22 protein-coding genes and 1 pseudogene are annotated in these 22,072 nt (G+C 31.8%); 18 read left to right on the top strand and 5 right to left on the bottom strand.

The genetic code is table 11. The features are described 5' to 3' along the window. Nucleotides 1-68 precede the first annotated feature (68 nt). Complete coding sequence (pepF, locus tag BSD9I1_RS10765) at nucleotides 69-1,877, top strand: oligoendopeptidase F (RefSeq protein ID WP_186430297.1); 1,809 nt, start codon at nucleotides 69-71, stop codon at nucleotides 1,875-1,877. Between the two features lie 163 nt (nucleotides 1,878-2,040). Here pepF and BSD9I1_RS10760 read toward each other — a convergent pair whose 3' ends face one another. Beyond that, entirely contained in the window at nucleotides 2,041-3,780 is a 1,740-nt protein-coding gene (locus BSD9I1_RS10760) for an ABC-F family ATP-binding cassette domain-containing protein (protein ID WP_186430296.1), read from the bottom strand. A gap of 301 nt (nucleotides 3,781-4,081) precedes the next feature. Between BSD9I1_RS10760 and BSD9I1_RS10755 the strand changes: the two are divergent. Next, nucleotides 4,082-4,183 (top strand): annotated as a pseudogene (locus BSD9I1_RS10755) (PadR family transcriptional regulator); the annotation flags it as partial. A 150-nt stretch (nucleotides 4,184-4,333) separates the two neighbouring features. Here the strand turns inward: BSD9I1_RS10755 and BSD9I1_RS10750 are convergent. After that, complete coding sequence (locus tag BSD9I1_RS10750; RefSeq protein WP_035305459.1) at nucleotides 4,334-4,795, bottom strand: chemotaxis protein CheX; 462 nt, start codon at nucleotides 4,793-4,795, stop codon at nucleotides 4,334-4,336. Beyond that, entirely contained in the window at nucleotides 4,777-5,652 is an 876-nt protein-coding gene (locus tag BSD9I1_RS10745; RefSeq protein WP_186430295.1) for a response regulator, read from the bottom strand. Before BSD9I1_RS10745 ends, BSD9I1_RS10750 begins: the two co-directional genes overlap by 19 nt. A gap of 245 nt (nucleotides 5,653-5,897) precedes the next feature. Here BSD9I1_RS10745 and BSD9I1_RS10740 point away from each other — a divergent pair, with 245 nt between their 5' ends. Both BSD9I1_RS10740 and BSD9I1_RS10735 read left to right on the top strand, forming a co-directional pair. Continuing rightward, on the top strand, nucleotides 5,898-6,509 hold the full coding sequence (locus BSD9I1_RS10740; RefSeq protein WP_186430294.1) for a TetR/AcrR family transcriptional regulator: 612 nt from the start codon (nucleotides 5,898-5,900) through the stop codon (nucleotides 6,507-6,509). 21 nt (nucleotides 6,510-6,530) lie between these two features. Further along, the gene (locus BSD9I1_RS10735) at nucleotides 6,531-8,879 is read left to right on the top strand and encodes a PEP/pyruvate-binding domain-containing protein (protein WP_306345886.1); all 2,349 of its coding nucleotides are present in this window, start codon (nucleotides 6,531-6,533) and stop codon (nucleotides 8,877-8,879) included. 235 nt (nucleotides 8,880-9,114) lie between these two features. On the opposite strand, the gene BSD9I1_RS10730 is transcribed toward BSD9I1_RS10735, so the two are convergent. Next, nucleotides 9,115-9,774, bottom strand: coding sequence for a FusB/FusC family EF-G-binding protein (locus BSD9I1_RS10730; protein ID WP_186430292.1), 660 nt, complete (start codon nucleotides 9,772-9,774; stop codon nucleotides 9,115-9,117). 401 nt (nucleotides 9,775-10,175) lie between these two features. On the opposite strand from BSD9I1_RS10730, the gene BSD9I1_RS10725 reads away from it, so the two are divergent. The 4 genes from BSD9I1_RS10725 to BSD9I1_RS10710 all read left to right on the top strand — a co-directional run bounded on the left by BSD9I1_RS10725 (nucleotide 10,176) and on the right by BSD9I1_RS10710 (nucleotide 12,785). Continuing rightward, nucleotides 10,176-10,655: a helix-turn-helix domain-containing protein gene (locus BSD9I1_RS10725; protein ID WP_035305472.1), complete on the top strand. Its 480-nt coding sequence runs from the start codon at nucleotides 10,176-10,178 to the stop codon at nucleotides 10,653-10,655. Between the two features lie 71 nt (nucleotides 10,656-10,726). Beyond that, nucleotides 10,727-11,092, top strand: coding sequence for a DUF4180 domain-containing protein (locus tag BSD9I1_RS10720; RefSeq protein WP_186430291.1), 366 nt, complete (start codon nucleotides 10,727-10,729; stop codon nucleotides 11,090-11,092). Nucleotides 11,093-11,140: 48 nt separating this feature from the next. Continuing rightward, nucleotides 11,141-11,752, top strand: coding sequence for a class I SAM-dependent methyltransferase (locus BSD9I1_RS10715; protein ID WP_186430290.1), 612 nt, complete (start codon nucleotides 11,141-11,143; stop codon nucleotides 11,750-11,752). A gap of 121 nt (nucleotides 11,753-11,873) precedes the next feature. Further along, nucleotides 11,874-12,785, top strand: a complete 912-nt coding sequence (locus BSD9I1_RS10710) for a PhzF family isomerase (RefSeq protein WP_186430289.1) — start codon at nucleotides 11,874-11,876, stop codon at nucleotides 12,783-12,785. 85 nt (nucleotides 12,786-12,870) lie between these two features. Here the strand turns inward: BSD9I1_RS10710 and BSD9I1_RS10705 are convergent, their stop codons facing one another. Next, complete coding sequence (locus BSD9I1_RS10705) at nucleotides 12,871-13,521, bottom strand: TetR/AcrR family transcriptional regulator (RefSeq protein WP_186430288.1); 651 nt, start codon at nucleotides 13,519-13,521, stop codon at nucleotides 12,871-12,873. Nucleotides 13,522-13,754: 233 nt separating this feature from the next. On the opposite strand from BSD9I1_RS10705, the gene BSD9I1_RS10700 reads away from it, so the two are divergent. The 10 genes from BSD9I1_RS10700 (at nucleotide 13,755) to BSD9I1_RS10655 (ending at nucleotide 22,032) form a co-directional block, all read left to right on the top strand. After that, nucleotides 13,755-14,741, top strand: a complete 987-nt coding sequence (locus BSD9I1_RS10700; RefSeq protein ID WP_186430287.1) for an HlyD family secretion protein — start codon at nucleotides 13,755-13,757, stop codon at nucleotides 14,739-14,741. 19 nt (nucleotides 14,742-14,760) lie between these two features. After that, nucleotides 14,761-15,414: an HlyD family secretion protein gene (locus tag BSD9I1_RS10695; RefSeq protein ID WP_186430286.1), complete on the top strand. Its 654-nt coding sequence runs from the start codon at nucleotides 14,761-14,763 to the stop codon at nucleotides 15,412-15,414. Nucleotides 15,415-15,426: 12 nt separating this feature from the next. After that, nucleotides 15,427-16,965, top strand: coding sequence for a DHA2 family efflux MFS transporter permease subunit (locus BSD9I1_RS10690; RefSeq protein ID WP_186430285.1), 1,539 nt, complete (start codon nucleotides 15,427-15,429; stop codon nucleotides 16,963-16,965). Between the two features lie 266 nt (nucleotides 16,966-17,231). Beyond that, complete coding sequence (locus BSD9I1_RS10685; protein WP_186430284.1) at nucleotides 17,232-17,996, top strand: MerR family transcriptional regulator; 765 nt, start codon at nucleotides 17,232-17,234, stop codon at nucleotides 17,994-17,996. 61 nt (nucleotides 17,997-18,057) lie between these two features. Further along, nucleotides 18,058-18,789 (top strand): ABC transporter ATP-binding protein, encoded by a 732-nt coding sequence (locus tag BSD9I1_RS10680; RefSeq protein WP_186430283.1) that lies wholly within the window; start codon nucleotides 18,058-18,060, stop codon nucleotides 18,787-18,789. Beyond that, nucleotides 18,776-19,519, top strand: coding sequence for an ABC transporter permease (locus BSD9I1_RS10675; protein WP_186430282.1), 744 nt, complete (start codon nucleotides 18,776-18,778; stop codon nucleotides 19,517-19,519). Before BSD9I1_RS10680 ends, BSD9I1_RS10675 begins: the two co-directional genes overlap by 14 nt. A 230-nt stretch (nucleotides 19,520-19,749) precedes the next feature. Beyond that, nucleotides 19,750-20,220: a GNAT family N-acetyltransferase gene (locus BSD9I1_RS10670; protein ID WP_186430281.1), complete on the top strand. Its 471-nt coding sequence runs from the start codon at nucleotides 19,750-19,752 to the stop codon at nucleotides 20,218-20,220. Nucleotides 20,221-20,278: 58 nt separating this feature from the next. Beyond that, on the top strand, nucleotides 20,279-20,827 hold the full coding sequence (locus tag BSD9I1_RS10665) for a GNAT family N-acetyltransferase (RefSeq protein ID WP_186430280.1): 549 nt from the start codon (nucleotides 20,279-20,281) through the stop codon (nucleotides 20,825-20,827). 61 nt (nucleotides 20,828-20,888) lie between these two features. After that, entirely contained in the window at nucleotides 20,889-21,461 is a 573-nt protein-coding gene (locus tag BSD9I1_RS10660) for a GNAT family N-acetyltransferase (protein WP_186430279.1), read from the top strand. 28 nt (nucleotides 21,462-21,489) lie between these two features. After that, complete coding sequence (locus tag BSD9I1_RS10655; protein WP_186430278.1) at nucleotides 21,490-22,032, top strand: hypothetical protein; 543 nt, start codon at nucleotides 21,490-21,492, stop codon at nucleotides 22,030-22,032. Nucleotides 22,033-22,072 lie beyond the last annotated feature (40 nt).

Raw genomic sequence — 22,072 nt, 5'->3', positions numbered from 1 at the left:
TGGACTGAGAGAATAAAAAGGTATAAAATGTAAGTTGTATTGAACATATATAAAAGGGGGCATTGTTAATGGGAAAAGTTTTAAAGGAAAGAAAAGATATAGATCAAGAACTTACTTGGGACTTATCTGCCATTTATGCTACAGATGAAGAATTTCAATCAGCTGTAAAAGAGATGAAAGAGCTTTCGGTGGAAATAGAAAAAGAGTATAAGGGTAGATTGAATACAGCAAGCAAGATTAATGAATGTTTAGACCAGCTAAGAAAATTATTTCAACTTAAGGGTCTTACAAGTTCTTATGTAGAGCTTTTGGTTTCAGTGGATTATACAAATAATGAAAATCAGGATAGATATTCTAAAATGGTAAATATAATATCCGACATTGAAAGTAGATTAAGCTTTATAACAAGTGAAATTATCCAAGCTGATGATGAAGTTTTAGATGATGCAATAAATGCATCTAAAGAAAACAGCAATTATTTAAAGGATAAAAAAGGAGAAAAGGTGCATGCACTTCATCCAGAAGTAGAAAGAGTATTAGCTGCTTTATCTGGAACTTTGGAGGCACCTTATCAAGTTTATGAACAGGCTAAGCATGCAGATATGGATTTTAAGAGCTTTACTGTAGATGGAAAAGAATATCCTCTTGGTTATGCACTTTTTGAAAATGAATATGAATATGAAACTGATGCAAAGGTGCGCAGAGCTGCTTTTAAAGCATTTTCTGATAAATTAAAAGAATATCAATATACTACAGCTGCAGCTTATCAGATTCAAGTGCAGAAAGAAAAAAATATAGCTTCCTTAAGAGGTTTTGATTCTGTTATAGATAGTTTATTGTTCCCTCAAAAGGTTGATAGAGATTTATATAACAGACAGATAGATATTATAACTGAAAAATTAGCACCTCATATGAGAAAGTATGCAAGACTCTTAAAGAAAATACACAAACTTGATGAAATGACTTTTGCAGACTTGAAGATTGCAGTGGACCCAGAATATGATCCTAATGTAACCATAGAAGAATCTAAAAAATATATTGAAGGTGCTTTGGCTGTATTAGGTGATGATTACTTAGAAATGGTTAAAAAAGCTTATGATGAGAGATGGATTGACTTTGCACAAAATAAGGGGAAATCCACAGGAGGATTTTGCGCAAGTCCTTATGCAAGTCATTCTTTCATATTATTATCATGGAGTGAAAAGATGGCAGAGGTATTTGTCTTAGCCCATGAACTTGGTCATGCAGGCCATTTCAAATCATGCAACAAAAGTCAAAATATATTTGATGTAGATGTTTCTACATATTTCGTAGAAGCGCCATCCACCATGAATGAGCTTCTTATGGCAAATTACCTTTTAAAGACTAATAAGGATAAAAGGTTCAGAAGATGGGTTTTATCTTCAATGATTGGCCATACTTATTATCATAATTTTGTAACTCATCTTTTAGAAGCAGCTTATCAAAGGGAAGTATACAAAATAATTGATGAAGGAGGAAGTGTTCAGGCTTCAACTCTTAGTAAAATAAAGAAAGAAGCACTTCAAAAGTTCTGGGGAGATGACGTAAAGATAGTTGATGGAGCAGAATTAACCTGGATGAGGCAGCCTCATTATTATATGGGACTTTATTCTTACACTTATAGCGCAGGACTTACTATAGCAACAGAAGTTAGCAAGAGAATATTAAAAGAAGGTGAGCGAGCTATAGATGATTGGAAGGCAGTACTTGCAGCAGGATCAACTAAAACACCAGTAGAACTTGCAAAAATGGCGGGAGTAGATATAACCACAGATAAGCCGCTTCTTGATACTATTGAGTACATTGGCAGCATAATTGATGAGATAGTTAAGCTCACTGATGAAATTGAAGCGTAACTTTACACTCTAACTTTATTTAAAGATAATTTCCAATTATATTCTAATATTCTGATGAGAAATAAAGCCTTTGTGGACTTCAACCATCGTTCCTCGCCACTACCATGAAAACCTGGACAATACAAAAATGTGTTGTCCAGGTTTTTGACCTATTGGTCTAATTTTAGAGTAACTTAATCAGCTCTTCTAACTCTTCAGATAAAACTTTTGCAAGCGTAAAATCAGTATCTTTTAAAGCCAATTCTATTTTTGTTTCAATTAATTTTTTATTTTGTTCAATTTCTAAATAGTCTCTGTCAAAATGACTAGCATAAATCATCTGTCTAAATTTTCGCATACTCATTTTTCTAATGGTCTTATCTTCAATGATTAAAACAAAATCCATACAGTTTACTATAGAATAGAAATCATGACAAATCATTAGAATCGAACCCTTATAGTTTTTTATGGCTTTTTCCAGTGCGATTTGTGAATATGTATCTAAATGACTTGTCGGTTCATCAAGAAGTAGCAAGGTTGCTTTATTAGCAGCAATTTTAGCCAACTGAAGTATGTTTTTTTCTCCGCCAGATAAAGAACCTATCTTTTGATTAATTAATTCCTCTTCAAAACCATAGTTTGAAACATGGGATCTAATCTCTTCATAAGTTTTAAAACCAGCATCGAAGAACTCTTCAAGTATTGTATTAGAATCATTTAGTGTTTTGCCTTGGAGTTGAGATAAATAAGCCACTTCAACATTTTTATTTATTTCAATAGAATCATGATTATTTTTAAAGATTTCTTGAAGCAAAGTAGTTTTACCGGTACCATTTGAACCGATAATAGCTACTTTATCAGTAGATTTAACCTCAAAGTTAACATTTTCTAGAAGTATATCATCAAAGGCAACACTATAATCATTAACCTTTAAAGCAATGTTCTCTTCCATTTCATTATCTGTAAAGAAATTGATATTAGGTTCTTTAATATCTACAAATGGCGCTTTAATTCTACGTTCTTCTAATCTTTCTTGAATTTTAACTCTAGCATTTAGAGTTTTCCCTCTGAAACGTTCAGCATTTTCAGTTGCTAGAACTCTTAATTTATCTATTAAGATCTCATTTCTATTAATTTCTTCATCATCAGCAGCAGCAAGCTCTTGTAGCTCAATTTTAGTTTGAAGCAATGAGAAGTTATAATCAATATAGCTTCCATCAAACTCCTGTAGTTCCATGTTTTCAAGATGAATAATTTTGTTAAAACAATGATTTAATAGATATCTGTTGTGAGTAACAATTAAAGTTGCTCCTTTGTGTGAATTAATTAGATTTTTGAGAGAATTAAGGTTTCCAAAGTCTAAAAACACATCTGGTTCATCCATAATCAGTAAGTCTGGACTATTTAGCATTGCCTTGATTACTTGAATAAGTTTGAATTCTCCACCACTAAGTTCAGATATCATTAGATCTTTATACTTAATTAAGTTTGTAAGAGTTAGCTTTTTATCAATAATATTTCGGAAATCATGCCCATTAATTGCATCAAATAATTCTAAAGCTTGTTGATACTTTTCTAGTAAAGTATCAATATCAGAAGATGTTTCCATTTCAGTACATATAGATGTTATTTCATTTTGTAGATTAATAAATTCTTCTGCTATATATTCGAAAACTGTAATGTCTTTTATTTTGTCTAGTTGTGGGAATTGACTTACATATCCAATTCTACAATTTGGGTACATCTCTATAGTACCATCGAACATATATTTTTCAGGATCCATAATTATATCTATAAGTGTACTTTTCCCACTGCCATTTGTTCCTATAAAGGCACAATGTTGGCCATCTTCTAATGTAAATGAAATATTATTATATAGATTTTTTTGGGGAAATGAGTAGGACAAGTTATCAACTTTTATCATATTATTACCTCTCTTTATCATTAAAAAAGAGCCTATAAAAATAAGCTCTTTAATATATTAACGTGTCAATTAAAATTTCATACTTCGTTTTTATGTAGTAAAGAATTTTATTAAGTTTAACATTGATAGCATAACATCTTTTTTCACTAAGTTCAATCATTTCGTATAAGCAACAAAAACTGTCTCAGTTATTCTAATAAATGAAGTATCTTAGGCTGTTTTTGCAATTATAACCAATGAAAATCCAATATATATTATTAGCTTTAATTAATGATATACAAAAAATAGGAAGGAACATTTTATGCCAAGAAAAGATTCTATTAATATTGAGGAACTAACAGATTCTGCTTTTTATATTTTATCTAGTGTTACTTACGAAAAGCACGGATACTTAATATTGGAGGCTTTTTCTATAAATTAAAAAAGGATAAACCTTAAGACATAATATATAGTTTAGATTATCAAACAGAGGCAAATGGTTAAAACCCAGTAGTAATGCAGTTCTGATTGCTTACTACTGGGTTTAGTTTATGGGAGTATTCTAATAAAATTATTAAGGGGTTTCCAGAGCAATATTGATATCAAAAGAAATATCATTAGCTGACATTTCAACACATATTACCTTATCAATACTTGCATTAGCAGTAAAATTTCCATGTATAAGTGTGGGAGTAGAAATATCCACATTAATATTAATATTTGAAAACTCTGTAGCTGCATTAGCTGTAAGCATATTAGTTAACTCTGAAATTGCACTTTGAGCTAATTCATCAAACTCATTTACTGGCATTCCCATCATCATTGAAGATGCAATTTTTTTAGCGTTTTCAATTGAAGTATTATAAATAATATTTCCTTTAATATCACCCATTAATCCTACTATTATCACTACCCCTGAACTTTCTAAATATTTACCTTTTAAAGAAAGTCCGTTCTTTTTAATATCTGATAAACCAACTTGTGGAAGTATATTTGCAAAGGAATTTACAAAAGGAGTTATATATTTGATATCCATTCTTCATCACCTCGATTGAATCCAATACTCATAGTTATTTCTCCAAATGCAGAATTTACAATTGCAGAAAAGCTTGTTTCTAATTCTCCTTTGGATATATTAATTGATTCACCGTGGAAAATTGTAGGTGGTGCAACTCTTAATCCAAATAATTTATTCTTCTTATTTATCATAGAAGAAGCATTGCCAGCGTACATGTTGGCAATTTCACCCATAACATTTAGCATTTCTTCATTATCTTTTGGTTCCCTTTTCAGTAGGATATTTGAAAGCTTTGATACCGTTTCATATGACATATCAAGAATCAGTCTACCAGAGTATTTTCCGATTATACCTAAAACAATTGAAACTCCTCTGGAGCTCTGAGCTATATTGTTGGTACTTTCATTTGTGAATTCTGGAATAGTCTTTGTTAACTTGTTAAATATATCTAATAGTGATTCTTTAAATACTTTACTATAATAACTTTCTAATTCTTGAAACAATTCTTCATTTGCCATTATCCTGTTTATTAATAGTGTAATTTCCTCGCTGTCTACTGGCTTTTGAATATAACCTGAAACATGATTTTTTCTAGCTTTTCTTACAATTTCATCATCCATCATAGAACTTACAATAATCACCTTGATATTAGGATCTATGTCATGTATTGCTCTAGTACATTCAAGTCCATCAGTACCTGGCATAGTCATATCCATTGTTACTAAATCAGGTTTTAAGGATTTTATTACTTCTTTAACCTCATCAAGAGAACCTGCACTTCCAAGAACTTCAAATCCATTCTCACTTAATAAATCACTTAAAAGAGAAACTTGAAAAGGTGAATCATCTACAATAACTATTCTTGTTTTATTCATTTTATTAACCCTCCTCAAAATATCATAATGTCAAATCAAATAAATACGTAATTTTTGCAAAATAAGCCTATTAAAGTATTTCGACGTTTTTTTTAATATTCCTTCACAATAATTGGAAATATATCAATTTTTTTATAGATACAAACAAAATTATAGAGTATGAGGAAAGCATGTTGACAGGTGTGTCAGCATATGTTATATTTTTACTAACATATAAGTCAGTAAAATTCAAGGAGGAAATTAGTATGCCTGCAAAGCTTTATGATAAAGAACAAATTTTAGATGCCTGTTTGGCTGTATTTGCCAGACATGGATATGAGAAAACTTCCACAGTAATGTTGGCAGAGGCAGCCGGGATATCTAGATCCCTAATATTTCATCATTTTAAGAGTAAAAAAGACTTATATCTATCCTTACTAGATAGGTGTTTTGAAAAGGGAAGTATTGAAATTAGCTTTGATAACATACTGGAACAGGGAGATTTTTTTGAGGTTAAGGAAAAGATAAGTAATATAAAGTTTAACTACTACAGGAAAAATCCTGAACTATATAAAGTTATAATAGAGGCCTTTTATAATACACCAGAAGAATTGAAAATGGATATTTGCGAAAAATATGGAAAACTAATTAACAAAAGGGATGAAGTAATGGAGCTGTTATTTGAAAAAGTTCCTCTAAGGAAAGGTGTAGACAGAAAGCAGGCATTTGAAATAATCAAAATTACATTAGATTATTTTGAGAACAAATACCTGTCAGACCTAGTAGAACATAAGGAGTTGAATGAAACCTATTTTCAAAACTTTATTGAAGAGAGGAATGGCTTTTTTGATATGATACGATATGGAATTCAAAAATAGGGAGGGTTTATTGTGGAGAATATGGTTAAAAGCTTTAAAGCTTTAACTCCTGAGTTACAAATATATGCAGGAGGAAAAGGTCGCATGCTGGCAAAGATGCATCAAGAGGGATATCCAGTTCCAGACGGTTTTGTTATTTTACCCTCTGCTTTTGAAAATGAAAAACTTAGTGATCAGGCCTGGAATGAGGTGCAAGCTTTATTAGGTGATATTAGAAATAAAAATGAAGGAGCTCTATTTGCGGTAAGATCATCAGCTTTAAGTGAAGATTCAGTCAAAGCCTCATTTGCAGGGGAGTTTGAAACTATTCTTAATGTTGAAACGGATAAAGATATAAAGAAAGCCATTGATGTAGTTTTTAGGTCAAGAGAATCAGAGCGAGTAAGAGCTTATAGCTCTGTTCAAGGTATGGATCAGGTTCATCAGATATCAGTAGTTATACAGCTTATGGTACAGTCTGAAATTTCAGGGGTATTGTTTACTGCCGATCCTATAACAGGCAGTTATTCAAGTATGATAGGCAACTACGTACATGGATTGGGAGAACAGCTTGTTTCTGGAGAAAAGAATGCATATGATTTTAAACTAAATAGGCCAAAGGGAAAATATGATGGTCCTGATGAGTTTAAGAAATATGCTCGTAACTTGTATCAATATGCAGAAAAGCTTGAGAAGGAACTGGGAAACTCTCAGGATATCGAATGGGCTGTAGCGAATGGAAAACTATATCTTTTGCAGGCAAGACCCATAACCACAGTTACTTCCGGAAATTTAGATACCTATGAAATAAACGAGAGCTTAGCTGGAGATGCTATTTGGGTAAATACAAATGTGGGAGAAGCAATTCCAGATGTTGTTACTCCATTGACTTGGAGTATTGTAAGGTCGCTAGATATTGAATCTGGTTTTATACCAGGATATTATTTATGGTCGGGTAATATTTGTGGAAGAATATACTCAAATATTAGTCAGAGATTATCAGCTGTTATTGCATTATATGGTAGTTCAAAGTTAGCACAAAAAATGATTAGTGAGGTTTTCGGCCAATTACCAGAAGGACTAACAATTCCGGTTTATCCATTTAATAGGGTTGATTTAATAAAAAAGATCTTTCCGAGAGTAAAATATTACTTTAAAATGTATCGAGAAATTTCAAAAAACATGCCTCAGTATATTCAAAGTACACCGGGATGGTGCAGGGAGGTGACTAAAGAAATAAAAAAAGTAAATACAAAGGAAGAACTACTTACACTATGGAAGCATGAGCTTGAGCCCTATAATAAAAAGGCTTGGTGGGGACTGATTATTAGTGGGACTAAAGCTGTTCTTGCTTTGACATTGAGCAAAAAGCTTACAAAGTTGGTTGGGACTGAAGATGCTAATACACTTCTATCTAACCTAAGGGGGGATTCAGAGCTGGCAAGCCTTGGGCCAGTTGTAGGCATATCAAAGATTGTTAATGGAGAAATGAGCCGTGAGGAATATCTTAAACAAAATGGGCATCGAGGCCCTCATGAGTTCGAGCTATCAATTGCCGATTCTTTGGAGGATGCAAACTGGCTTGAAAGGCAGATTGAGGAATTTAAGGATTCTAATACTGATGTAGATAAACTTCTAAAGAAGCAGCATATTCAATATGAACAGGCTTGGAAGAGGTTTCAGGAGCGTTTTCCGAACAAAGTAAAATGGCTTGAAAAGCAGATAGCAAAAGCATCAGAAGGTGCTCGTATTAGAGAAGCATGCCGTTCAGAGTTCGTAAGGGTATTTAGAGTTCTTAGAGCATTTACAATTAGGGTAGGTGAGATTACAGGAATAGGGGAGGATGTATTTTTTCTCTATATTAATGAAGTAGAACATTTATTGTCTAATAGAGATGTAAAAGTAGAATATGTTCCAGCAAGAAAAGAAAATTATGAGAAATATAAATCTATGCCCCCATTCCCATCAATTATTCGAGGACGCTTCAATCCTTGTGAATGGATGAAGGATTCAAATAGAAGAATGGATTTCTATGATGCAACCATGTCAATTACTATTGCACCTGATTCTGAAGTATTAAAGGGTTTTTCAGGAGCAGCGGGTAGAGTAGAAGGAACAGTACGTATTCTGGTAAGCCCCGAAGAAGGAGAAAAGCTTCAATCAGGAGAAATTTTGGTTGCTACGACAACTAATGTAGGTTGGACCCCTTTATTCCCTAGGGCTGCAGCAGTAATAACTGATGTAGGAGCACCTTTGTCCCACGCTGCAATTGTAGCTCGAGAGCTTGGTATTCCAGCTGTTGTAGGTTGTGGAAATGCTACTATAAGACTTAAGACAGGGACTCGGGTACTAGTTGATGGAGGTCAAGGAACTGTACAGATATTGGAATAATGTGTGTGGAAAAGCTACGTGTCATCAGTGAGAATGAAAATAGTATATAATAATTGAGAATAAAGCACTAATTTTGACGTATTAGTGCTTGTTTTTTTGCTAAGTTATTTGTGAAAGGTAAGAAATTTAATTCTATATATAAAGAACAGCCTTAACTAGTGATATTACTAGGCTAAGGCTACTTTTATAAGCAACATAATAATTGGTAGAAAGAATGTCAATATGTATGGCACTGTTATTTTATATTATTAACATCCTTTAAAATTTCCTCAAGCTTTTCAACAGACACAATTCGATCATTACACTTCTGGCTATCTAAACATATATTAAAGCCTATGGACTTATAGGCACCTTCTCTGCTATTAGATGTTTTACAGATAGATGAAACAAAGGCTACTTCATCTTCAAGACCTACATGATTACAAAGCGCGCACACATGAGTGTTGTTGGAACCATAACTTGGAACTTTGCACACCATACCGATAAGCTTGTCATCCATATTGTAAGCTATGAATAGTTTTCTAGTAGATTCATCAATCCAACCTAAATATACATTCTTTGAATCCTGCTCACTTAAATTTGGTAATTTAAAATTCTTTTCTTTTTTGAATAATTTATTAATTTGTGACTTGGTAATATTTGGCATACCGTATACATACTCATTCAACTCGGATAAATAATTATCAATTTGTGAAGGATTATTTATTTTGCTAATATCAAGTAGTTCCTTTTCCTCCTCAGATAAATTTTCAAAAATACCTAATATTTTATTATGTGTATATGCTTTATTTACTTCAACAACATTAATATCTACACAATCTCTTAAAGCATTTTTTAAATTAAGCAAACATTTTTTTATATAGTTATACTTATATTTTTCTATAAAAGCTTTCATAAAATCCGGCACCTCTTTTCTAACATGTGTAATTTTTATTATTAATTTAAGTAAATAAGACCTTGCCTTCAGTTTTTTTCTGAAGGTTATCTTAAAATATAATTTTTATTGGCATGCCATAGTGAAATCATAACATGTTTGAAGATAAGCATTCAATCTAATAAATAATTCTGTAATGATTATGAGAAAACACGGTTTTCATAAAATAGTTACGAAAACTGTATACAAGAGGATTTGGAATGAGATATGTACAAAAGAAATGTAATAAAATCTAAGTAAGATGCAATGGGGTTCAATAAAATCTAAGAAAATGCAATAAAGTGCAATAAAATAATTGACTATATAGGGAAGGTTTATTATAATTTGGATATAAAGTAATTGTGGAAGGATGAAAAAGCATAATGGAAGATAAGTTCTATACAATAGATCAAGTTGCAGAATTGTTAGGTATGCATCATAAAACCATAAGAAAATTTATAACTGAAGGCAAACTTGGGGCAAGCAAAGTTGGAAAGCAATGGAGAATATCAGGACATGATTTAAGTACCTTTATGGAAAGAAACAGTGGTAAAATGGGAAGTGAAAAAATAAATGAGGAATTAAATGTTGATTACTTCACTACAAGTGATGAAGAAGATACTATATCAGATAGGATAAATGTATCAACAGTAATAGATATTAAGGAAACTGGAAAAGATGACTATATGAGAATATCAAATACAATTATAGCTATAGCAAATTGCAAAGATCCAGAAATGGGAAGATCTACAGTTAATATAAAGTATGATGAGAATGATAAAAGATTAAGAGTAATTCTTTGGGGCAGTGTAAAATTTATAGAAAGTATGTTAGACACTATTTCAATGCTTGTAGAACAATAAAGTGCTGCCAAGTTCTACATAAAAATATGTATATAGTGCAATGAAAAATATTAATTTATTGGAGGACAATTATGAAAATAGCTAAGGTAAAAGAAAATAATGTAGAGATTGCTATTATAAATAGCAGCGAGATTTTGATAACTGATGTTCAGTCATCGCTGGATTTCATTGGAACGGTAAGATATGAAACAGATTGTGATCGTACAATTATAAATAAGTCTTTAATATGTGAGGAGTTTTTTGATTTAAAAACACGACTTGCAGGAGAAATTTTGCAAAAGTTTATTAACTATCATATGAAAATTGCAATAGTCGGTGATTTTTCTATGTATTCAAGTAAGAGCTTAAGGGATTTCATCTATGAGAGTAACAAAGGAAAAGACATATTTTTCTTGGAGAATGAAAAACAAGCTATTGAAAAATTGAGTAATGCTTAAGCTTTTATATTAATATAATTAACTGGTAAATAAGGGGAAAAACATAAGATGGGTGAAATATTTAGACAAATATCATTGTATAGATTTATCATGTTCTGTAATGAAACAAATATGGATAAGGTAGTATTAGACTGTGGTGCAGGAGGTAATTGTCCACCGCTAAGCTTGTTTTCAGAATATGGATATGTAACGCATGGAATAGAATTTAATACTAAACAATTAGAAAAAGCTAATGAATACGCAAATAAAAAAATCCAGAACTTAAATATTGAACTTGGAGATATGAGGAATTTAAAATTTGAAAATGAAACATTTAGTTTTGTTTATTCCTATAATTCAGTATTTCATATGGTAAAATCAGATGTTTCAAAATCTATAAATGAAATGAAACGAGTATTAAAACAAAACGGGTTGCTTTTTGTAAATTTTCTTACCACAAAAGATTTTCGCTGTGGACAAGGCGTAGACCTTGGTGAAAATCAATATGATCAAATAGAAGATGATATTTCTGTAATACATTCCTATTTTGAAGAATGTGAGCCAGATAGATATTTCTACGGTATGGAAATAATATATAAAGAAAATAGAGTTTTTGAAAGAATATATAAAGGTGAAATAATTAGACAAGGATTAGTTGAATATATCGTTAAAAAAATATAAGGTAATTGATTCATAAGCTTCTCATTTTAACATGTCAAGTGAAAATACTAGCAATTTATTTGTGCAAACTAATGATTTGAAATATAATCTAAAAATTTATGATATATTTAGGGGGAAAATCATGACAAGACAATATAATTTATATCAAATTGATTCATTTACAAAGGAAAAATTCACAGGAAATCCAGCAGGTGTAATAACAAATGCAGATGGATTAACTGATTACGAAATGCAAAAAATAGCTAGAGAACTTAATAACTCTGAGACAGCCTTTATCTTTTCTTCAAATAGCAATGAATATGATGCTCATATACGGTTTTTCACTCCAACAAATGAAGTGCCAATTTGTGGACATGCTACTATTGCGGCTCATTATGCACGTGCTGTTGAAAATGGACTGGGAACTTCAAGAGTTTATCATAAAACAGGTGCTGGAATTTTGCCTGTAGACGTAATAAGAGAAAATGATGATTACAAAATTGTTATGACACAGGGGCAAGTTGAATTTGGCACAGTTATTGATGGAGAAGATAAAAAAGAACTTTTATCAGCTCTTAATATAAAAAATAATGATTTGCTGGAAAACTACGAAATCCAAATTGTCTCAACAGGTCATTCTAAGGTAATGATTGGAATAAAAAGCATTGATATTTTAAACACATTAAAGCCAAACTATGATGCACTTTCTAGATTGAGTAAAATTATTAAATGTAATGGGTACTATGTTTTTACGGTTAATTCACAAGATAGTGATATATTAATACACGGTAGAATGTTTGCACCTGCAATAGGTATCAATGAAGATCCTGTCACTGGTAATGCAAATGGGCCTTTAGGTGCGTATCTTGTGCATCATAATCTTGTCAAGCACAATAATTGTTTGTTTAGATTCAAGGCTAAACAAGGGGAAGCTATAAACCGAACAGGTGTTATTGAAGTTGAGGTGAAAATAGAAGATAAGGAACCTGTTGAAGTTAAGGTTTCTGGAAATGCTGTAATAATATTCAAAGCTGAATTATCATTAAATGATTAATAAATGCTGAAAAACTCTAAAGTTATTTTTGGTTCTGAACTAAAGCACAACAAGCAAGGCTCTAAACCCCCTTAGTTTTAGGGGGCTATTTTTTTACTGTTTGAAGCCCTGTGATAATTACCTCAAGATACTCTGCAAATTCTGATACAAAATCACGTTTATGGCAGGATGATTTAGCTACCTTTAATGCCTGACGCTGTTTTTCATTTGAAACAATAGAAGAAAATTGTCCTAAAGCATAATGCATTTGATAGTGAATAAAGTACCTAAACTGTTCATTAGATAAGTCAGGCAGTAATCTTTTTATAATAACTCTCAGCTGGCTAAAATTGCTATAAAAATCTTGCTTAAATGTCTCAAATGCGGTTAAAGTTGAAGATTTTTCAAGCACTATAGTTAAAAGAGAAAACAGCTTAACTAGGCGCTTATTCTGATATATTTGTTCTGCCCAAATATAGCAAAAAGTCTTAAGTTCCAAATGATCATAGTTTTCCAAGCTCTGTTGGAGTCCTTCTACCCACTTTTCAGCATCTGAGGCAACAATCCATAGGAAAATTTCTTCCCTAGTAGTTACATATTTATATAAATTTGCTCTTGAAAAATTCAGTTCACTAGCAATTGAAGCCAGAGTGATTTTTTCTAATGGTTCATTTTCCAGTAGCCTAATGGTGGCTTCAATGATTTGGTCACGCCTAATATTTTTTTGCTCTTCGCTGCGTGCGCGTTTAAACACCATTTTGGCACCTCCTTGTGAATTGACAATTATATAATAACAAATGAAGTGTGAACTGACAAGTTGGCAAAATATGATAAAAATATTGACAAGTTACACTGTGTAATTTATACTTAAAAACGTAAATTACATAGTGTAACTTATTTTTGTAATAGTATGACTATTGGAGCATTAGCTAATGTTGTATTTACTGCAAAAATCTATATAGTTAAATAATTTTAATATGGAGGAATAATATGAAGAAAGTTACTTTTTTACTTTGTTTAACTTTAACAATGGTATTAAATGGTTGTAGTGCAACTAGCAGTGTTAGTACAAATAAGAGCGAAGAAACTACTAAAACTATTGAGCAAAATACCAAAAATAAATACATAATGGCTGGGAAAATTGATACAAATGATCAGGTGAATATAGCTTCAAAAATTTCAGCAAGAGTTTCTGAAGTATTAATCAATGTTGGGTCAAAAGTTAACCAAGGAGATGTTGTTATTAAATTAGATACAACAGATTTACAAGCTCAAGTTGGTCAGGCTCAAGCAGCAGTGAATACTGCCAATGCAAACTTAGCTAATGCGGTAAATAGTATACGCCCTGAACAAATTTCTCAAGCACAAGCATCACTAGATAGTGCAACTGAAAATTATAAAGTTGTAACCAAAAATTATGAACGAATGAAAGTTTTAGTTGAAGAAGGAATAAATACGCAGCAGCAGTTAGAAGCAGCCCATCAACAAGTTGTTGCAGCTGAGACGCAAAAGAAATCAGCACAGGAACAATTAAATATACTTAAAAATGGTGTAACAGAAACTACTGTAAATGTTTACAAAGCGCAAGTGCAGCAAGCAGAGGCAGCTTTAAAAATAGCACAAACTGCACTGAATAATGGAGTTATAACATCTCCAATTTCAGGAGTTGTAAATTCTAAAAATATTAATGTTGGTGAAATAGCTTCACCAGGTGCAAGCCTTGCTTCAATATCTAATCATGATTCTTTAGTTGTAAATGCTTATGCTCCACTGGATATTGTAAATGGTCTTAAAGAAGGACAAGATGTGGTTGTCAAAGTAGCTGAAGTAGAAAAAACTGAATTTAAAGGAAAAATATTAGTGATAAATACTAAATTAAATTCTCAAAGCAGAAATGTTTTAGTTAAGGTATCATTAGCTGATCCGAAGTCTCAACTAAAACCGGGAATGTTGGCAGAGATTGGATTAAAGAAATAACGAAAGAGGTGATTATAATATGAAGGAAAAACGTAAGACGTTGATTATTGGAATATTAATGGTAATGTTAGTAGCATTAGGCGGGATAGTATACTATTATTGGTATCAAAATACAAATTATGTTTCAACTGAAGATGCAAAAGTTAGTGCTGATTTTGTGAGCGTGACACCTCAAATTTCAGGGAAATTATTAGAATTAAATGTAGATGAAGGCGATAAGGTCACAAAAAATGAAATACTAGCTAGTCAAGATATGAATGGTCTTCCAGATACAAGTGTTGAACAATCCTTGGTGAGATCACCTATTAACGGTGTTGTTGTAAAAAGACAGGGAACTGTTGGAGAACTTTTATCACAAGGTCAAATTTTAATTACTTTAATGGATCCTAGCAAAATATACATAGCCGCTAATATAGAAGAAACAAAACTTGGGAAAGTAAAAGTTGGACAACCTGTTGAGATAGCTATAGATCAATATAGCTCTAAAAAATTTACTGGAAAAGTTAAATCTATAGGAGAAGTTTCAAATTCAGCTTTATCACTTTTATCATCATCAACCAGCGGTACATTTACAAAGGTAGTTCAAAGAATATCAATAAAAATTGAACTTGATGATTTTGACAGCAAAATTCTTCCAGGAACAAATGCCGTTGTTAAGATCCATGTTAAGTAACGGAGGGATGACATGGAAGAGAATAATAATGAATCATTAAATAGCTGGCTAGGGTTAGGAGTAGTTGTAATAGGAACCTTTATGGCTATACTAGACAGTAGTATAGTTAACATTGCTCTTCCTAAGATGATGTCTGTTTTCGGTTTATCATTAGATGGAGCTAAGTGGATAATAACAGCTTACTCACTGACACTTGGAGCTATTATACCCTTAACAGGATATCTTCAGGATGTTTTTGGTCCTAAAAAAATATATATGTTTGCATTAGGAATGTTTTCGATAGGATCATTATTATGCGGCTTTGCATGGAGCGGTGGAACTATGATAGGCTTTCGTATAGTACAAGCTCTTGGTGGCGGAATGATAATGCCAGTAGGAATGTCAATAATATATCAATTGTTTCCTAAGGAGAAAATAGGACTTGCACTTGGATTTTGGGGAATAGCATCTATGGCTGCACCTGCTATAGGTCCAACACTTGGGGGATTTATTATTGAAAAGATGGATTGGAGAATGATTTTTAATATTAATGTTCCTATAGGAGTAGTTGGAGTAATAATGGCAGCAATTATATTAAAGGACTCAGAAAAAAAGCCATTCAAGGCCTTTGATATAATAGGATTTTTATCCTCTACAATTGGAATAGTAAGTGTATTATATGTGCTTGGCGAAGGTTCATCAATTGATTGGAGTAAAATTGAAAATCCAATATTAATGACTATTGGTATTTTAAGTCTTATATTATTTGTAGTAAACGAGCTTGCGCATCCCAATCCACTACTAGATTTGCGAGTTTTAAAGCTATTTGACTTTAGTATAAGCTTAATAATAAGTAGTGTATTAACATTGGCTCTAATGGGTGCATCTTATATATTACCAGTATTTTTGCAAAATATAAGAGGGTATACTCCTATGGAAGCAGGGCTCATAATGTTACCTTCTTCACTTGTAATAGCAGTGCTTATGCCCATAAGTGGTAACTTATTTGATAAATTTGGTGCAAAACCACTTGTAATACCTGGACTTATAATACTAGGCATTAGTTCTTATGAGCTTGCAAGTGTTATAAATATGAATTCAAGTAAAGAGTACATAGTATTAATTACTTGTATTAGATCTGTAGGATTAGGTCTTGCTATGATGCCAATCAGTACTGTGGGAATGAATGCTGTAAAAAAAGAATTAGTTCCAGGTGCGTCAGCTCTTAATAATACCATAAGGCAAATTTCAGGTGCGCTTAGTGTAACTATAATGTCTACACTTATGCAGGGAAGAACTGATTATAATTATGGTAAGTTGGCAGAACAAATAACTATCTATAATAAGGCTTCAAATGATATGTTAAGTACACTAACAAAGTCATATATGCATGCAGGAATGTCACAAAGTATGGCTAAGGTTTCTGCAGTATCTAGATTAGCACAAATGTTACAAGGTCAAGCGACTATTGATGGAATGTCCTATGCTGTTACAGTAACAGTTAGTGCAGTGGCAGTGGCTTTAATTTTAACCTTATTTATGAGAGGTAAAAAACCTGTTGAAAATAAATAATGTAACTGGATAAGAAATCTTATTAATACCTATAATAATTAAAAGATAGTATTAAGCCGCTAGTGAAAAATTCATTAGCGGTTTTTCCTTCTATAAAATATGTTAGCAAGCATACTTTTTATATTTACAAAAGGTATTGCAATAAAATATGATGAAAATTTTAATATATACCTTGCTTGATTTTTTATTGATAATAAAAAACCATCCACTATAACACCAGACTTAATATCTGCGCTATGATAGAGTTAAATGGAGGCGAAAATATAATGCGAAATAAGTATAACACAGCACAAGTAGCAAAAATAATTGGGGTACACTCTAATACAGTACGGTTGTATGAAAAACTAGAATTGATACCTAAGCCTCAGAGATTATCCAATGGATATAGGGTCTTTACAGATTTTCATATTGCACAATTTAAGCTAGCGAGGACAGCATTTAAAGTTGAGGTGCTGCAAAGCGGCCTTAGAAAAAAGATGATTAATATTATTAAATTATCTGCTAGGGGTGAGTTTCAAAAGGCAAATGCATGTACTAGCAACTATATAAATCAGGTTAAAATAGAGCAGAAAAATGCAGAAGAAGCTATAGAAATTACAAGAAAATTACTTTCTGGTATACACAAGGAAGAAAAAAATGTATCTTTGACAAGAAAACAAACTGCAGATTATTTAGGAATTACTATTGATACTTTAAGAAATTGGGAAATGAATGGGTTGCTTTCTGTAAAAAGAAAACAAAATGGATATAGGGTATATACTAGAGAAGATATTCAATTGCTAAAAATAATACGTTCATTACGTTGTGCCAATTATTCTCTTGCAGCAATTTTACGAATGATAAGCGCCATATCAAACAATTCTAAAATCGATATACGAGAAGTAATTAATACACCTGAAACTGATGAGGATATTGTAACAGTTTGTGATAAACTTCTTACTTCATTAAGCAACGCAGAATTAAATGCAAATTCTATTTTAAGGCAGCTAAAAGCCATGGAAGAAAAATTCAATATGAACCCTACAGTTTAACACCAGACTTTATGCTGGTGTTATTCTATTTTATGTATTAAAAAATAGGAGGTTTATAAACATGGAAACAATTAAAGTTAATGCCCTATGCAAAGCATACGGAAATATACAAGCCGTAAATAGTGTTAGCATATCAGTTAAATGCGGAGAAGTGTTTGGATTGCTTGGTGCTAATGGGGCAGGGAAAAGTACTATCATTGAATGTATTTTAGGAATAAAGAAGTTTGATGGTGGATCCGTTTCCATTTTAGGAATGAATCCACAAACAGAGAGGAAGAAATTATTTGAGCAAGTTGGAGTCCAATTTCAAGAATCAAATTATCAAGACAAAGTAACAGTAGCAGAGCTTTGTGAGGTTACACAAGCCCTTTACAAGAATACACTAGATTATACAGAATTGTTAAAACAATTTGGTCTTTCGGATAAATACAAGAGCCAAGTCAGTGAACTTTCAGGGGGAGAAAAACAACGCTTATTTATTATTCTTGCCTTAATTCCCAATCCTAAAGTTGTATTCTTAGATGAGCTGACAACAGGGCTTGATGCCAGAGTAAGGAGAGATGTATGGAAAGGACTTCTATACTTAAAGAAGAAAGGGCTTACTATCTTTCTAACTTCGCATTTTATGGATGAAGTAGAAGCATTGTGTGATAGGATTTGTATTATTAAAAAAGGAACCAGCATTTTTTATGGAACTGTACAAGAAGCAATTGTAGGAAGTCCGTTTGAAAAATTTGAGGAAGCTTATTTATGGTATACAGACGAGGGGGTAATGAATAATGAAAGCATTTAGAATAATGTTAAAAACAGAGCTGAAAGTGTCATTGCGAGGGATGGATATGTTTATCTTCACAATTTGTATGCCGATAGTTATAACAATAATTCTTGGTATAATCTATGGAAATAAATCAGCCTTTGATGGCGCAGGATACACATTTTTAGAACAATCATTTGGAGCTATTGCTACAATTGCAATATGCGCTGGGGGTGTGATGGGATTACCGCTGGTTGTGTCCGACTATCGTCATAAAAAAATTCTAAAGAGGTTTAAGGTAACGCCTATAAGCCCTGCTATGATTTTAGCAGTGCAGGTAGTGATTTACGCACTCTATTCTGTTGTTTCACTTATACTTGTTTATGCCACAGCAAAAATTTTCTTTGATCTTCGATTTAGTGGCTCGTGGCTTCAGTTTTTGGGAGTCTATTTCCTGGTAATGGCATCAATGTTTAGCATAGGCATGATGGTAGGAGGCATTGCTCCAAATCTAAAGACAGCAAGTATTGCAGCAAGTATACTATATTTTCCTATGCTGATTTTTTCAGGAGCAACGCTGCCCTATGAGATTATGTCAGCAGGACTTCAAAGAGTTGCCAATATATTACCGCTAACACAAGGAATAAAACTTTTAAAAGCTGCCTCGCTTGGTTTGAGAATAGATACAGTGATGATTCCTATTATTATAATGATTACCCTTGGAGTAATATGTACTGGTGCAGCTCTTAAATTTTTCAAATGGGAATAATACAAAGATAGAGCAGTAGGGCAGACCCCGTGATTTTTTTGTCAGATAGAACCATTTGTGATGAAATTGTTTTAGGGAAATATGAAGAAAAAGGTTTTTCTTAAAGAGAGGGCTATGAAATCTATATTGATTTCCAGCTCTCTTTTAAATATGGTATAATTTTCATATAGTTGAAGGCTTAACTGTATGGTAGCCATGTGAAAGAATCATTTTATTTAAGGGGGATAACTATGATAGAGTTACAGAAAATCACAGATCATAATTTTGATGAATGCATTAAATTAGAACCAAGAGAAGAACAAAAAAGCTTTGTTGCAAGTAATATACGCAGTCTTGCAGAGGCATATGTTGCTTTAACGAATAATGAGTGTATTCCTATGCCTTATGCCATTTATGATGATGATATTATGGTAGGGTTCATAATGTTATCATATAATGAGGCAGATGAGAATAATGATGAAAATATTTATTGGGTATGCAGATTAATGATTGATAAAAAATATCAGGGTAAAGGCTATGGTAAGGAAGCTATGGCAAAGTCACTTGAACTGATTAGAACCTTCCCTTATGGAAAAGCTTCAGTAGTTTTACTTTCCTATGAACCAGAAAATGTTACAGCAAAAACACTTTATGCATCTTTAGGTTTTGCAGAAACAGGTAATATTGAAGATGGGGAAATGGTAGCAAAATTGATTTTGTAGAATCCACAATTATAAATAATAATATAGCTTTGACATTAATAAACTGTTGGAGGTAGCGATGATAATTGAAAGTAAAATAATAGAAGGTAAAAGCCTAACGTGGATACTTCGGTGCCCCACAAAATATGATGCAATTGAATTATCTAAATTAAGAGTTAAAATTGATGGAGAAACAGAAAATCTTGATAGAGAGTCTGGAGAAGGATTGCGCGATTCGGAGGATTTTGAAAAACTTATCTATGAAGATTCAATAGCGGAAAAAACTATATTTTTAGTTGCAGAAGTAGAAGGTAAAATTGTTGGATTTACTCGCTGTGAAGGAAGCAAATTAAGCAGATTTAGGCACAAGGCAGAGTTTGGTATATGTATATTAAAGGAATACTGGGGGCAAGGAATTGGTAAAGTACTACTAGAAAATATTTTGATGTGGGCAGATACTGTTGGAATTGAGAAAATTTCATTAACTGTAGTAGAAACAAATACAAATGCAATCCAATTGTATAAAAGATATGGATTTTCAGAAGAAGGATTACTAATAAAAGACCGTATTCATAGAGATGGGAACTATTATAATACAGTTATAATGTCAAGATTATTGGATAAATAAATGTTCACTTTTTACCTTAAAGATTATCTAAAATAATTAAAAATAAAAAGGACGAGTGGAAATGCAGAATAAAGTTTTAGAACATAGTATTAAAATTAATATACAGATAATTGAGACTAAAAATTTACTTCTTCGAGAATTAAACCCTGAGATTTATGACTATGTATTTGGAAATTTTACTGATGATGAACTTATGAATTTTTTTGGAATGAATAATATAAGTTTAAACCTAGAAAAAGAAAATTATAAGAAAGGTTTTACTACTTGGAGTATGACTTTTAAGATATGGCAGATTATTGATAAGACAACGGGGAAAATAATCGGCAGTTGCGGATTTCATTATTGGTATATTCATCAATTAAATGCTGAAATAGGATATGAAATCACAGATTTAAATTATAGAGGTAAGGGGTTAATGACTGAGGCCGTTGAAAAAATAGTCCAATATGGATTTACTAAAATGAATCTTAACAGAATAGAGGCTTTTATTAATCCAGAAAATACGGCATCATTGAAACTTATACACAAACTTAAATTTGTAGAAGAGGGAAAGTTAAGGGAACGTTTCTTTAGAAATAATGAAATTGGAGATCATTTGGTGTTTTCTTTGTTAAAAAAAGAATTTAATCAATAAATGTATATGTTTAGAGAGGAATATCTTTATGATTTTAAGAAAAAAGATTATGATAATTTCAATTTTTTCTATGGTAATTGCAGTATTTAGCCCTTTAATATATCAAAATATACAGTTAGCCAGTAAACCCATAACTATACCCAAACCTAATAAAATAATTATTTATAATGATAGTAAAAATAAAACAATATATGAAGACGAGAAAAATTTTGATAAGATTCTAAAATTAATATGTGAGCGAATAAATTTTACAGACTCCTCAAAGAAAATATCTACCTCAGAAAATAAAGATTTGCTGCTGGATGAAGTAAACCAAGCTAAGAACTTTTTGCGATGTATTGAACTTGTTTACGATAATCCCACACCATTTAAACTAAATTTAAATAATGATGCAGAAGAACAAACTAGGGTTAAGAAAGCATTTTTTCTTATAAGTGCAGAAGCAACCCTTGATTTTGGTATAGATATGATTTATGGGGAGGATGAATATACTTCTAGATTAGAAAGTATCAAAACAGAAGATAAAATAATGCTAAGTTTGCTAAGAATTATAGAACAAGAACTACTTTAGTAAATTGGTAGGTTAAAGTATGATTATGGTATGCATTATT

Source organism: Clostridium sp. BSD9I1 (genome assembly GCF_900185645.1).
Classification (GTDB): domain Bacteria; phylum Bacillota; class Clostridia; order Clostridiales; family Clostridiaceae; genus Clostridium_AK.
Note: the sequence above shows the minus strand (reverse complement) of the source record. Positions and strands in the feature narration are given on the sequence as shown.